This window comes from Comamonas sp. Tr-654, assembly GCF_011752915.1.
Classification (GTDB): domain Bacteria; phylum Pseudomonadota; class Gammaproteobacteria; order Burkholderiales; family Burkholderiaceae_C; genus Comamonas.
In genome coordinates this window covers 158,421-170,910 of record NZ_VWWQ01000006.1, presented here as the reverse complement: position 1 = coordinate 170,910, position 12,490 = coordinate 158,421, and the positions used below count along the sequence as shown (strand labels likewise).

Sequence of the window (12,490 nt, the reverse complement as noted above, 5' to 3'; positions counted from 1 at the left end):
CTTTATCTGCAAGCGATTGAGGCGTATTTGGCATGAAAAAAGCCGCTGCATTGCAGCGGCTTTTTCGTGGACGCGGACCGAATTACTTCTTGTCGTTGCCCAGTTGTGGCAGAGCGTTGGCGCTGCTCACGCTCAGCAGGCCGGCTTGCGAGTAGATGGCCAGCTTGGCGCGGGTGTCGATCAGGTCCAGGTTGCGCATGGTCAGTTGGCCGATGCGGTCGATGGGGCTGAAAGGTGCGTCTTCGACCTTTTCCATGGACAGGCGCTCGGGAGCGTAGGTCAGGTTGGGCGACTCGGTGTTCAGGATGGAGTAATCGTTGCCGCGGCGCAGTTCCAGCGTCACGGTGCCGGTCACGGCGCGGGCCACCCAGCGCTGCGAAGATTCGCGCAGCATGATGGCCTGGGGGTCGAACCAGCGGCCCTGGTACAGCAGACGGCCCAGGCGCAGGCCGTTGATGCGGTACTGCTCGATGGTGTCTTCGTTGTGGATGCCGGTCACCAGGCGCTCATAGGCAATGTGCAGCAGGGCCATGCCGGGGGCTTCGTAGATGCCGCGGCTCTTGGCTTCGATGATGCGGTTCTCGATCTGGTCGCTCATGCCCAGACCGTGGCGGCCGCCGATGCGGTTCAGCTCCAGGAAGACTTCCACGGCATCGGTGTATTCCTTGCCGTTGATGGCCACGGGGCGGCCTTCTTCGAAGGTGATCGAGACTTCTTCGGCCTTGACTTCGACCTCGGGCTTCCAGAAAGCCACGCCCATGATGGGGTTCACGATGCGGATACCGGAGTTCAGGAACTCCAGATCCTTGGCTTCGTGGGTGGCGCCCAGCATGTTGGAGTCGGTGGAGTAGGCCTTTTCGGCCGACATCTTGTAGCCGAAACCTTCCTTGGTCATGAAGGCCGACATTTCGGCACGGCCGCCCAGCTCGTCGATGAAGTTGCTGTCCAGCCAGGGCTTGTAAATCTTCAGTGCGGGGTTGGTGAGCAGACCGTAGCGGTAGAAGCGCTCGATGTCGTTGCCCTTGAAGGTCGAACCGTCGCCCCAGATGTTGACGTCGTCTTCCTTCATGGCAGCCACCAGCATGGTGCCGGTTACGGCACGGCCCAGGGGCGTGGTGTTGAAGTAGGTGATACCGCCGGTGGAAATGTGGAAGGCGCCGGACTGGATGGCGGCAATGCCTTCATTGGCCAGCTGGGGGCGGCAGTCGATCAGACGGGCCTTTTCTGCGCCATATTCCATCGCCTTGCGGGGAATTTCGTCGTAATCGGCTTCGTCGGGCTGGCCCAGGTTGGCCGTGTAGGCGTAGGGCAGGGCACCCTTGTTCTTCATCCAGCGCAGGGCGGCAGAGGTATCCAGGCCGCCGGAGAAGGCGATGCCGACCTTCTGGCCGACGGGAACATGTTGCAGAATGGTTTCCATGAGATTTCTCTTCAAAGTGATAGCTGCAAGCGCTTGATGGGTAAGCGATTGGGGCTGAAAAGGCTTGAAATTCTCGGGTCTGGCCCGGAGCGGGGCCAGGCGCGGATCAGGCGTAGTGGCAGATGTAGTGGTAAGCCTCGGTCACGCGGATGTCGAACTTGGAGTTCGCGGGAATCTGGAAGCTTTCGCCGGCCGAGGACTTCTTCCACTCGTCGCTGCCGTCGAGCTTGTATTCGCAGGAGCCGCCCACGCATTCCATGATTTCTGCAGCTGCGGTGCCAAAGGTCAGCGTTGCAGGCAGCACCACGCCCACCGACTTCTTGGTGCCGTCGGCCAGCGTGAAGCTGTGGCTGACGCACTTGCCGTCAAAGTAAACATTGGCCTTGGTGGTGAGGCTGACGCCTGCGATGGTTTCGGTGGTCATGGAAGAAGTACGCTGTGCGTGGTCGAAGATCAAAAGCATCGATTTTAGGCCACGGGATTTGCACCTGCGCGAATGCTTGGCAAAGGCAGGAAAAACAAGAGCCCCTTGAAGGGGCTCCTGGGCGGCCTGTAAGGCCGGATCGACTCGGGTCAGCGGCGCCAGCCGTGGCCGCCATGCCAGCCCGGGCGGTAGCCGGGTCGGTAGTAGTGGCCGGGGCGGGTGGCGTAGTAGGCACCCGCACCGATGGCTGCGCCGATCAGCAGCGGCGCCACATAGTCAGAGGCCGAATAGGTCGAGCCTACCGAATAGGTGGGCGCCACGGGTTGAGGGGCGTAGTAGCCGCTGTCGTAATTCTGCGGATAGCTGGTGCTGTAGGCGCCCTGGGGAGGCGTCTGGGTGCTGTAGTAGCCGTCGTTGCTGTAGACCGGGTCGTTGGCCACGGGCTGCACATTCAGCGCAATCCATTGGCCGGGCGGGTTGGCGGTCTGCGTGGTGTAGCTGCGACCGTTGTACTCGTAGGTCACGTTGTATCCCACGGTGCGGTTCTGGTAGAAGGTCTGCGTGCTGCACTGGCGCATGTTCTGGTACTGCACCGGGCCGGAGGCTTCGGCCTGATTGCCCAGCATGGCACCGCCGACCACACCGGCGGCGGTGGCTGCTGCACGGCCGCCACCGCCGCCGATGGCATTGCCGATCAGTCCGCCAGCAATGGCTCCAACCACGGCGCCTGCACCGGTGGGGCGAGGAGCGACCGCCACCGGCTGGTCACTGCAGACTTGCTGCGGCACGGCGACTTGCTGGGTGATGGGGGTCGAGGACAGCACGCGGCCGCGCTCCTGGGCATAGGCCCCGGTGGCGGCCACGGCGGCCAAAGTCAAAACTGCCAGAGTTTTCATCAACATCTCTCCTGTCTCTGAAGCTTTAACGCATCAGATCACCAAAAAGTTTAGGGGATCTGCGTAAATCCCAGCACTCGACTCCGTAAAACTAGGTAAAGCAATGTGTGAATGTGAGCGGTTGCTCAGGCGCTTCGCGTCGCATTCCAGTCATCGGCCTTGAAGCCGACGGTGATTGTCCCGTCAGCCCACTCCACCACGGGGCGCTTGATGGTGCTGGCGTGTTCCTGCATCACGGCGGCGGCACTGGCCGCGTCCACGGCACTGTTCCTGGTCGTGTCATCGAGCTTGCGCCAAGTCGTGCCCTGGCGGTTGAGCAACTTTTCCCAGCCCACGGCCTGCATCCACTGGGGCAGGCGCTCGGCGGGAACGCCTTGCTTCTTGAAGTCGTGGAACTGGTAAGTAATACCTTGCTCACTGAGCCAGCTGCGTGCTTTCTTGACGGTGTCGCAGTTGGGGATGCCGTAGACGGTGGTGATCTTGCTCATGGTGTTCGGTATCGGTGAAACGGTTGGAGTCAGATGTAACGCATTTGCCAAGTGCCGGCAGCCATAGGGCCTCTGACAGTGGGCGACAATAGCGCCCAGTATGCACACCATATTTCCCACCTTGGATGCTTGGCTGGCTTATTGCGAGCGCCTGCATCCCCAGAACATCGCCCTGGGTCTGGATCGCGTGCGTGAAGTCGCACAGCGCATGGGCCTGCAATTCGACTGCCCCGTCATCACGGTGGCCGGCACCAATGGCAAGGGTTCGACCTGCGCCATGCTGGAGGCCGTGGCACTGCAGTCCGGCTTTCGTCCCGGTGTCTATACCTCACCGCATCTGGTTCACTTTGAAGAGCGCTGCCGTGTGGGCGGCGAGATCGTCAAGGCCGAGGAACTGATTCCGCATTTCGAGGCGGTGGAGCAGGCCAGGGTCAAGGACGGTAAAGAGGTTGCACTCACTTACTTCGAGTTCACCACGCTGGCGATATTGCGCCTCATGAGTCTGTCCAGGCTGGATGTGGCGATTCTAGAAGTGGGCCTGGGTGGTCGTCTCGATGCCACCAACATCATCGATGCCGACTGCGCCATCATCACCAGCATTGATCTCGATCACATGGAGCTGCTGGGTCCGGACCGCGAAAGCATTGGCCGCGAAAAAGCCGGCATCATGCGCGCCGGTCGTCCCGTCATCGTCAGCGACCCCGTGCCGCCGCAAAGCGTGATCGATCACGCCGCCGAAATCGGTGCAGACCTCTGGCGCTTCGGCAAGGATTTCAATTACGACGGAGACAAGCAGCAATGGGGCTGGGCCGGTCGTGGTCGCCGTTATGCGGGGCTGGCCTATCCGGCGCTGCGTGGTGCCAATCAGCTGATGAATGCCTCCGGTGTCCTGGCCGCCTATGAGGCCATCCGCGGCAAGCTGCCGGTGACGGCACAGGCCGTGCGCACGGGCTTGTCCATGGTGGAGCTGCCCGGTCGCTTCCAGATCGTTCCTGGTCAACCCACGCTGGTGCTGGATGTGGCGCACAACCCTCATTCGGTGGCGGCGCTCACGGCAAATCTCGATGCCATGGGCTACTTTCCGACCACGCATGCCGTATTCGGCGCCATGGCCGACAAGGACTGGGAGCCCATGCTCACCAAGGTGGGGCCTCTGGTCGACCGCTGGTATTTCACCGACCTGCCCACGCCGCGTGCCGACTCCGCGGAAAACCTCAAGGCCAAGCTGCAGCAGTTGCAAGCCCAGGGCGTGATCCGCAAAGATGTGAGCATGCAGACCTTTGCCAATCCCCAGCAGGCCCTGGATGCCGCAGTCGCGGCCACGGAGGCGGCTGATAGAATCGTGGTCTTTGGATCGTTCTTCACCGTGGGCGGAGTGTTGCAAAACGGCACGCCTCGTCTGAACGCCAAACACCTGACTCACTGAGTCAGCGGCCTACCGCCCCGGCTTTTGCCGGGTGGCAGGCCTCAACAAGTCCTCACTCATGGCATTTTTCAATTTCCGTTGGCCTGGCAAAAAAGACGAAGCGGAGTCCGTGGCCGGAGCCAAGCGCCCCAGTCGCCTGGCCCAGGGCGAAAGCGTGGAAGCCATGCGCCGCCGCGCACGTCATCGTCTCATCGGGGCGGCCGTGCTGGTGCTGATTGGTGTGGTGGGCTTCCCGCTGTTGTTCGACACGCAGCCACGTCCCATCCCGGTCAATATCCCGATTGAAATTCCCGATCAGGCCAATTCGGCCCCCGAGGTCGTGCCTGGCACCCAGGTGGCGAGCCAGATGGCCTCACCGTCAGGGCGTGTTGCTGCCAATGCTTCCCTGGATGACGGTGAAGAAGTGCTTGCGCCCTCGGCTAGGCCTGCCACCCCTGCGGCTGCCGCCATTGCGCCGGCTGCTCCTGTAGTCGGGGCTGCGGTGACAGCGGCAGCCGTCGGCTCCGCCGCTGTGGTGGCATCTCAGGTCAAGCCAGAGCCCAAACCAGAAGTCAAGCCTCAGCCTAAGCCCGAGGTAAAGCCTGAGCGCAAGCCGGAGCCCAAGCCCGAAAAGCCCAAGCCAGAGGTCAAACCTGAGGTCAAACCTGAGGTCAAGAAGCCGGAAGCCAAACCCGAGCCCAAGCACAAGCCTGAAGCACCCAAGGTGGACGAGGCAGCCCGTGCCCGTGCACTGCTGGAGGGGCGCAGTACCTCGGAAGCTGCTCCGGCCAAGGAGGCTGCAGCGACCAACGAGCGCTTTATCGTTCAGATCGGTGCCTTCGCTGAAGTCGGCAAGGCCAACGAAATCAAGGGCAAGCTGGGGGCAGGAGCCTTTACTCAGACCGTAGATACCAAGGACGGCAAGCGCACACGAGTTCGCATGGGGCCTTTCAAGAGCCGCGAGGAGGCCGAGAAGGCTGCGGCCAGGGCCAAGTCCCTGGGCTTGCCCGCATCGGTGTTCAAGGCTTGAGCCCGGTTTTTCGGCAACGGTTTGATTGATGAGCACGCTGGACTGGATGTTTGTGGCCGTTGTGCTGGCCTCCTTGTTGCTGGGAGCCTGGCGCGGTCTGGTCTACGAAGTCCTGTCTCTGCTGGGCTGGCTGGTGGGCTTTGTGGTCGCACGCAGCTGGGCGCAAGAGGTGGCGGTATGGCTGCCGCTGGACGGCTGGGACATGCAGCTGCGTTATGCGGCTGGCTTTGTGCTGCTGCTGGTGGGATCCATGTTCGCCTGGGGAGTGATCTCCTGGTTGTCCAAGCAGTTGATTGAGGCCGTGGGGCTGAGGCCTGTGGATCGCACCTTGGGCGCCTTGTTCGGCGTCTTGCGCGGCGGTCTGCTGCTGCTGGTGCTGGCACTGGTGATCCAGTACACGCCGCTGCACAAGGCCTTGTGGTGGCAGGACTCGACTCTGGCGCCCTGGCTGAGCGAGGTGCTGGGCTGGGCGCTGCCGGCACTGCCGCAGGAGTGGGGGCAGTATCTGCCCAGGGCTTCCTCTTGAAGCGAAGTTTTTTGCCGCAATTTACCTCAGGGTGGAAAGTGGCTAAGGCGCTTGCTGTAAAACGCAGTGGGTGCCGACGAGAGTTTGGTGTTGGCGTGATCCGCCATGCCGGATATCAAAGCGCAGGCTAGCCAATGGGTGGCGAAGCAGGCGAGTGTGGCGAAGGGCGACTTTCGCGAACAGATGGAACGCAACTATGTGTGGAATCGTTGGTGTGGTGAGCACCACACCCGTGAATCAGCTGATTTATGACGCTTTGCTGCTGCTGCAGCACCGTGGGCAGGATGCAGCCGGCATCGTGACCCAGCAGGAACGCAAGTTCTTCATGCACAAGGCCAAGGGCATGGTGAAGGATGTGTTCCGCACCCGCAATATGCGTGCTCTGCCTGGTGATGTAGGTCTGGGTCAGGTGCGTTATCCCACGGCGGGCAATGCCTCCAGCGAAGAAGAGGCTCAGCCCTTCTACGTGAATGCGCCCTTCGGTATCGTCATGGTGCACAACGGCAATCTCACCAATGCCAAGCAGCTGCGCCGCGAACTGGCGGATACCGATCACCGCCACACCAACACCGAAAGCGACTCCGAAGTCCTGCTCAACGTGCTGGCGCACGAGATCGGTCGCGCCTCCAGCGGCGCTCCGCTGCAAAGCGAGGAAATCTTCAAGGCCGTGCGTGCGGTGCACAAGCGCATCAAGGGCTCCTACGCCGTGATCGCGTTGATCGCCGGCTACGGCCTGCTGGCTTTCCGCGATCCCTTCGGCATCCGTCCGCTGTGCATGGGTCGCGGCAATGACGGCACCATCATGCTGGCCAGCGAGTCTGTGGCACTGGAAGGTACAACCCATCAGTTCGAGCGCGACATCGCTCCCGGCGAAGCGATCTTTGTGCACAACGACGGCCGTATCGAAAGCCAGCAATGCGCTGAAAAGACCCAGCTCAATCCCTGCGTGTTCGAGTATGTGTATCTGGCACGTCCCGACTCCACCATGGACGGCATCTCGGTCTATCAGGCTCGTCTGAACATGGGTGAGACGCTGGCCAAGCGCGTGATCTCCATGGTGCCTCCCAATGAAATCGATGCGGTGATCCCCATCCCCGAGTCGAGCCGCCCCAGCGCCATGCAACTGGCCCAGTTGCTGGGCAAGCCCTATCGCGAAGGTTTTGTGAAGAACCGCTATGTGGGTCGCACCTTCATCATGCCCGGCCAGGGAGCACGCAAGAAGTCGGTGCGCCAGAAGCTCAACGCCATCAGCAGCGAGTTCAAGGGCCGCAATGTGCTGCTGGTCGATGACTCCATCGTGCGCGGCACCACCTCCAAGGAAATCGTGCAGATGGCGCGCGATGCAGGTGCCAACAAGGTGTATCTGGCGTCCGCTGCGCCTCCCGTGCGTCACCCCAACGTGTATGGCATCGACATGCCCACTCGCTCCGAGTTGGTCGCTCACGGCCGTACGGTCGAGGAAATTCGCCAGGTCATCGGCTGCGACGCGCTGATCTATCAGGACGTGGAAGCCATGAAGCAGGCCGTGGGCAAGATCAATGCCCAGGTGAGCGGCTTCGAGGCCTCCTGCTTCGACGGCATCTACATCACCGGCGATATTTCCGATGAAGAGGTGACGGCGCTCAACGAGGGCCGCAATCGCGGCAGCGAAGAGGAGAGCGAAGACACTTCGCGCCTGTCCCTGCCCAATGCTCAGGAAAGCTGAGCGCTGGCGTTTGATCGCAGCGAATGACTGAGTGTGAAAGGGTTGCTGAGGCAACCCTTTTCATTCGGGAGGACAATGGCAGAGCTGCGCGGTCGGTGTGCTCTTTAATAGTGAGCGCATGACGTATGTCCATAAAGTGTTTGAGCCCGATTTGACTCAAGTTTTGTGGCATGTGAGCAAGGCATATTCAAGGACCGGCACGGCGAGTGCCGCCGGTCAAGCTGGTAGAGCAGCATGCGTGCGGGCCTGATTGGCGGTCTGCAGCGGACTCATGACCGGTACCAACCATCTGGATTTGACGATTGTGACCAACAAGACATTACCCGAAGGTTTGCATCCTGAAACTCTGGCCGTGCGCGAAGCGGTCGAGCGCAGCCAGTGGGGCGAGCATTGCGAAGCCCTGTACATGACCAGCAGCTTTGTGCAGCCCGATGCGGCGACCGCAGCGCGCCGCTTTGCCAACGAAGAGCCGGGTTTCACCTATAGCCGCACCGGCAACCCCACGGTCACCAGCTTTGAAAAGCGTCTGGCGGCCATGGAGGGTACGGAATGTGCGGTCGCGACTTCCACCGGCATGTCGGCCATTCTGCTGGTGGCGTTGACGGCGCTCAAGACAGGCGATCACGTGATCTGCTCGCAGTCCATGTTCGGCTCCACCATTAAGCTGCTGGGAACCGAGATGGCGCGCTTCGGCGTGGAAACCACGTTTGTCTCGCAGACCGATATCGAAGCCTGGAAGGCGGCCATCAAGCCCAACACGCGCATGCTGTTTGCCGAGACGCCCACCAACCCGCTGACCGATCTCTGCGACATCGCCGCACTGGCCGAGCTGGCACACGCCAACAACGCGCTGCTGGCCGTGGACAACAGCTTCGCGACTCCCGTGCTGCAGCAGCCCGTGAAGTTCGGTGCCGACCTCGTCGTGCACTCGGGCACCAAGTTCCTCGACGGCCAGGGCCGCGTCATGGCCGGTGCGGTCTGCGGCACCATTGCCCTCGTGGACAAGGTCATGGGCACCTTCTTGCGCAGCGGCGGTCTGAACATCGCTCCCTACAACGCCTGGACGGTGATGAAGGGCCTGGAAACCCTGGCTTTGCGCGTCAAGGCGCAAAGCGCTGCGGCGCTGGAGTTCGCCGCCTGGCTGGAAGCCCATCCCAAGGTGGCGCGTGTGTACTACCCGGGCCTCAAGAGCCATCCCCAGCACGAGCTGGCCATGCGCCAGCAAAATGGCATGGGCGGTGCCGTGCTGGCGTTCGACGTGGTGGGCGAGGGTGCCGAGCAACTGCGTGCCAATGCCTTCCATGTGGTGGACAGCACGCGTCTGTGCTCGATCACTGCCAACCTCGGTGATGTGAAGACCACCATCACCCATCCGGCCAGCACCTCGCATGGTCGTCTGACCGAGGAGCAGCGTCAGGCTGCTGGCGTGGGTCAGGGTCTGATTCGTATTTCCGTGGGCCTTGAGCATCTGGAAGACCTCAAGGTCGACCTGGCTCGCGGACTGGATACGCTGTGAAACACCCCCTGAGTCGCTTCGCGCATTTCCCTTCAAGGGGGACTATGCCTGCGCTGCGAGGCGACTCTTGCTCGGCATCTCTGACCGAGATTGCGTGCGTATCAAGCGCCGCAGCCTTGGCACAGGGAATGCCGTACAAGGATTTCTGATATGACAAACAAAATTCGCACCCGCTTTGCCCCTTCGCCCACGGGCTTCATCCATCTGGGCAATATTCGCTCGGCTCTCTACCCCTGGGCTTTTGCGCGCGCCAATGGCGGCGACTTCGTGCTACGCATTGAGGACACCGATCTGGAGCGTTCCACCCAGGCTTCCGTGGACGTGATCCTGGAAGGCATGGAATGGCTGCAACTGGACCACGATGAAGGTCCGTTCTACCAGATGCAGCGCATGGATCGCTACAAGCAAGTGCTGGCCACGCTGCAGGAAAAGGGTTATGTCTACCCCTGCTATATGAGCATGGAGGAGCTGGACGCGCTGCGTGAAAAGCAGATGGCCGCCAAGGAAAAGCCCCGCTACGACGGCACATGGCGCCCCGAAGAAGGCAAGGTGTTGCCAGCGATTCCTGAGGGCGTGAAGCCCGTGCTGCGCTTCAAGACTCCTCAGTCCGGCGTGGTGGCCTGGGAAGACAAGTGCAAGGGCCGTATCGAGTTCCAGAACTCCGAGCTGGACGATCTGGTGATTGCACGCCCCGACGGCACGCCCACGTACAACTTCTGCGTCTGCGTGGACGATATGGACATGAACATCACCCATGTCATCCGTGGCGACGACCATGTGAACAACACGCCGCGCCAGATCCACATCTTTGAGGCGCTGGGTGCCACCGTGCCGACCTTTGCCCATCTGCCCACCGTGCTCAATGAGCAAGGCGAGAAGATGAGCAAGCGCAACGGTGCCAAGGCCGTGACCCAGTACCGTGATGAAGGCTATCTGCCCGATGCCATGGTGAACTATCTGGCCCGCCTGGGCTGGAGCCACGGCGACGACGAAATCTTCAGTCGCGCCCAGTTCCTGGAGTGGTTCAACCTGGATCACCTGGGTCGCAGCGCCGGTCAGTTTGACGAAGCCAAGCTGCGCTGGGTCAATGCCCAGCACCTGAAGGCCATGGACGACGCCGAGCTGGCCCAACTGGTCAAGCCCTTTGTCGTCAAGGCGGGTGTGGCCGAGAGCCTGATCGGTGCCGATGACCGTCTGGTGCGCATTGCTGCCTTGTTCAAGGATCGTTGCGAGACCCTGGTGGATCTGGCCAACTGGGCCAAGGTCTTCTATGTAGACAGCGTGGAGCGCAATGCTGAAGACTATGCCAAGCATGTGACCGAAGCGGCCAGCCCCGTGCTCGATGCATTTGCTGCCGTGGTGGAAAACGTGGAATGGACCAAGGAAGCCATTGCGGCTGCGATCAAGGAGTTGCTCAAGGCGCAGGGTGTGAAGATGCCCGTGCTGGCCATGCCTGTGCGTGTTCTGACGGTGGGCACAGCCCATACGCCGTCGGTCGATGCGGTGCTGGAATTGCTTGGACGTGAAAAAGTTATCGCGCGTTTGAAAAATCGCTAAAAACCTGTCTATAATTCGAGTCTCTGCAAAACGCGACTGATTAAAAGGTTGTCTTGCAGAGAGTTTTGGGGGTATAGCTCAGCTGGGAGAGCGCTTGCATGGCATGCAAGAGGTCATCGGTTCGATCCCGTTTACCTCCACCAAAATTTAATGACGGCGAGTCGCAAGACTCGAATCGTTCTAGGAATTGACCCTATCGTCTAGAGGCCTAGGACATCACCCTTTCACGGTGAGTACCGGGGTTCGAATCCCCGTAGGGTCGCCAAGTTTGAAGCGCTTGTAGCTATATAATGTGTAGCAAAGCTTCCTGCCAGGAGTGGTAGTTCAGTTGGTTAGAATACCGGCCTGTCACGCCGGGGGTCGCGGGTTCGAGTCCCGTCCACTCCGCCACTTTGGCTAGTCGCTTGATTAAAAAAGCGCCTTTATTTTCAGAAGGCGCTTTTTTAATCGGTGCGAAAGCAAAGATTCTAGGTTATGACCCTATCGTCTAGAGGCCTAGGACATCACCCTTTCACGGTGAGTACCGGGGTTCGAATCCCCGTAGGGTCGCCAAGTTTGAAGCGCTTGCAGCTATATAATATGTAGCAAAGCTTCCTGCCAGGAGTGGTAGTTCAGTTGGTTAGAATACCGGCCTGTCACGCCGGGGGTCGCGGGTTCGAGTCCCGTCCACTCCGCCACAGTTTTTGGGGGTATAGCTCAGCTGGGAGAGCGCTTGCATGGCATGCAAGAGGTCATCGGTTCGATCCCGTTTACCTCCACCAAAATTTAATGACGGCGAGTCGCAAGACTCGAATCGTTCTAGGAATTGACCCTATCGTCTAGAGGCCTAGGACATCACCCTTTCACGGTGAGTACCGGGGTTCGAATCCCCGTAGGGTCGCCAAGTTTGAAGCGCTTGCGGCTACATAATATGTAGCAAAGCTTCCTGCCAGGAGTGGTAGTTCAGTTGGTTAGAATACCGGCCTGTCACGCCGGGGGTCGCGGGTTCGAGTCCCGTCCACTCCGCCACAGTTTTTGGGGGTATAGCTCAGCTGGGAGAGCGCTTGCATGGCATGCAAGAGGTCATCGGTTCGATCCCGTTTACCTCCACCAAAATTTAATGACGGCGAGTCGCAAGACTCGAATCGTTCTAGGAATTGACCCTATCGTCTAGAGGCCTAGGACATCACCCTTTCACGGTGAGTACCGGGGTTCGAATCCCCGTAGGGTCGCCAAGTTTGAAGCGCTTGCAGCTACATAATATGTAGCAAAGCTTCCTGCCAGGAGTGGTAGTTCAGTTGGTTAGAATACCGGCCTGTCACGCCGGGGGTCGCGGGTTCGAGTCCCGTCCACTCCGCCAGATTCAAAAAGCCGCAATCAAGCAATTGATTGCGGCTTTTTTCTTGCCGGTCATCCTCTGGCAAATCTGATGTGCTCCTGACTTTCTAGCAAGATACCCTTGCCATGCAAGTGCTATGGCGATACGCTATCGTTCACCCTTACAGATGTTGACAAAAGTTATTCATGTGGGAACTTTTGTTGCT

At 60.3% G+C, this 12,490-nt stretch carries 10 protein-coding genes and 11 tRNA genes; 17 read left to right on the top strand and 4 right to left on the bottom strand.

Going from position 1 to position 12,490, the window contains the following annotated elements; all coding sequences use genetic code 11:
- Positions 1-82 precede the first annotated feature (82 nt).
- The 4 genes from argG to F3J24_RS18830 all read right to left on the bottom strand — a co-directional run bounded on the left by argG (position 83) and on the right by F3J24_RS18830 (position 3,228).
- Positions 83-1,420, bottom strand: coding sequence for an argininosuccinate synthase (argG, locus tag F3J24_RS18845; RefSeq protein WP_003057205.1), 1,338 nt, complete (start codon positions 1,418-1,420; stop codon positions 83-85).
- 106 nt (positions 1,421-1,526) lie between these two features.
- Positions 1,527-1,844, bottom strand: a complete 318-nt coding sequence (locus tag F3J24_RS18840; RefSeq protein WP_003057202.1) for a pyrimidine/purine nucleoside phosphorylase — start codon at positions 1,842-1,844, stop codon at positions 1,527-1,529.
- Positions 1,845-1,993: 149 nt separating this feature from the next.
- Positions 1,994-2,740 carry a glycine zipper 2TM domain-containing protein gene (locus tag F3J24_RS18835; RefSeq protein ID WP_167009619.1) on the bottom strand — a complete coding sequence of 249 codons (747 nt, stop codon included), beginning with the start codon at positions 2,738-2,740 and terminating at the stop codon, positions 1,994-1,996.
- A 125-nt stretch (positions 2,741-2,865) separates the two neighbouring features.
- On the bottom strand, positions 2,866-3,228 hold the full coding sequence (locus F3J24_RS18830; protein ID WP_167009617.1) for an ArsC family reductase: 363 nt from the start codon (positions 3,226-3,228) through the stop codon (positions 2,866-2,868).
- A gap of 100 nt (positions 3,229-3,328) precedes the next feature.
- Here F3J24_RS18830 and folC point away from each other — a divergent pair, with 100 nt between their 5' ends.
- From folC to F3J24_RS18745, 17 genes are all read left to right on the top strand, one after another.
- Positions 3,329-4,654 (top strand): bifunctional tetrahydrofolate synthase/dihydrofolate synthase, encoded by a 1,326-nt coding sequence (folC, locus tag F3J24_RS18825; RefSeq protein WP_167009615.1) that lies wholly within the window; start codon positions 3,329-3,331, stop codon positions 4,652-4,654.
- A 58-nt stretch (positions 4,655-4,712) separates the two neighbouring features.
- Positions 4,713-5,663: an SPOR domain-containing protein gene (locus tag F3J24_RS18820; protein ID WP_167009613.1), complete on the top strand. Its 951-nt coding sequence runs from the start codon at positions 4,713-4,715 to the stop codon at positions 5,661-5,663.
- A gap of 28 nt (positions 5,664-5,691) precedes the next feature.
- Positions 5,692-6,189, top strand: coding sequence for a CvpA family protein (locus tag F3J24_RS18815; RefSeq protein WP_167009611.1), 498 nt, complete (start codon positions 5,692-5,694; stop codon positions 6,187-6,189).
- 196 nt (positions 6,190-6,385) lie between these two features.
- Entirely contained in the window at positions 6,386-7,894 is a 1,509-nt protein-coding gene (purF, locus tag F3J24_RS18810; RefSeq protein ID WP_003057182.1) for an amidophosphoribosyltransferase, read from the top strand.
- A 304-nt stretch (positions 7,895-8,198) separates the two neighbouring features.
- On the top strand, positions 8,199-9,410 hold the full coding sequence (locus tag F3J24_RS18805; protein WP_167009956.1) for an O-succinylhomoserine sulfhydrylase: 1,212 nt from the start codon (positions 8,199-8,201) through the stop codon (positions 9,408-9,410).
- A gap of 150 nt (positions 9,411-9,560) precedes the next feature.
- Positions 9,561-10,967: a glutamate--tRNA ligase gene (gene gltX, locus F3J24_RS18800; RefSeq protein WP_167009609.1), complete on the top strand. Its 1,407-nt coding sequence runs from the start codon at positions 9,561-9,563 to the stop codon at positions 10,965-10,967.
- A 67-nt stretch (positions 10,968-11,034) separates the two neighbouring features.
- Positions 11,035-11,110: transfer RNA gene (locus F3J24_RS18795), tRNA-Ala, on the top strand.
- 46 nt (positions 11,111-11,156) lie between these two features.
- Positions 11,157-11,232 (top strand) — tRNA-Glu (locus F3J24_RS18790).
- Positions 11,233-11,280: 48 nt separating this feature from the next.
- Positions 11,281-11,357, top strand: a tRNA-Asp gene (locus F3J24_RS18785).
- Positions 11,358-11,443: 86 nt separating this feature from the next.
- Positions 11,444-11,519 (top strand) — tRNA-Glu (locus tag F3J24_RS18780).
- A 48-nt stretch (positions 11,520-11,567) separates the two neighbouring features.
- Positions 11,568-11,644, top strand: a tRNA-Asp gene (locus tag F3J24_RS18775).
- An 8-nt stretch (positions 11,645-11,652) separates the two neighbouring features.
- Positions 11,653-11,728, top strand: a tRNA-Ala gene (locus F3J24_RS18770).
- A 46-nt stretch (positions 11,729-11,774) separates the two neighbouring features.
- Positions 11,775-11,850 (top strand) — tRNA-Glu (locus tag F3J24_RS18765).
- Between the two features lie 48 nt (positions 11,851-11,898).
- A tRNA-Asp gene (locus F3J24_RS18760) sits at positions 11,899-11,975 on the top strand.
- Positions 11,976-11,983: 8 nt separating this feature from the next.
- Positions 11,984-12,059, top strand: a tRNA-Ala gene (locus F3J24_RS18755).
- Positions 12,060-12,105: 46 nt separating this feature from the next.
- Positions 12,106-12,181, top strand: a tRNA-Glu gene (locus tag F3J24_RS18750).
- A gap of 48 nt (positions 12,182-12,229) precedes the next feature.
- Positions 12,230-12,306: transfer RNA gene (locus F3J24_RS18745), tRNA-Asp, on the top strand.
- Positions 12,307-12,490 lie beyond the last annotated feature (184 nt).

What these genes read in the sequence shown, in the direction of transcription:
- purF (WP_003057182.1), top strand. Translation starts at nt 6,386, where the DNA reads ATGTGTGGAATCGTTGGTGTGGTGAGCACCACACCCGTGAATCAGCTG.
- F3J24_RS18830 (WP_167009617.1), bottom strand. Translation starts at nt 3,228, where the DNA reads ATGAGCAAGATCACCACCGTCTACGGCATCCCCAACTGCGACACCGTC.
- folC (WP_167009615.1), top strand. Translation starts at nt 3,329, where the DNA reads ATGCACACCATATTTCCCACCTTGGATGCTTGGCTGGCTTATTGCGAG.
- gltX (WP_167009609.1), top strand. Translation starts at nt 9,561, where the DNA reads ATGACAAACAAAATTCGCACCCGCTTTGCCCCTTCGCCCACGGGCTTC.
- F3J24_RS18820 (WP_167009613.1), top strand. Translation starts at nt 4,713, where the DNA reads ATGGCATTTTTCAATTTCCGTTGGCCTGGCAAAAAAGACGAAGCGGAG.
- F3J24_RS18815 (WP_167009611.1), top strand. Translation starts at nt 5,692, where the DNA reads ATGAGCACGCTGGACTGGATGTTTGTGGCCGTTGTGCTGGCCTCCTTG.
- F3J24_RS18840 (WP_003057202.1), bottom strand. Translation starts at nt 1,844, where the DNA reads ATGACCACCGAAACCATCGCAGGCGTCAGCCTCACCACCAAGGCCAAT.
- F3J24_RS18835 (WP_167009619.1), bottom strand. Translation starts at nt 2,740, where the DNA reads ATGAAAACTCTGGCAGTTTTGACTTTGGCCGCCGTGGCCGCCACCGGG.
- argG (WP_003057205.1), bottom strand. Translation starts at nt 1,420, where the DNA reads ATGGAAACCATTCTGCAACATGTTCCCGTCGGCCAGAAGGTCGGCATC.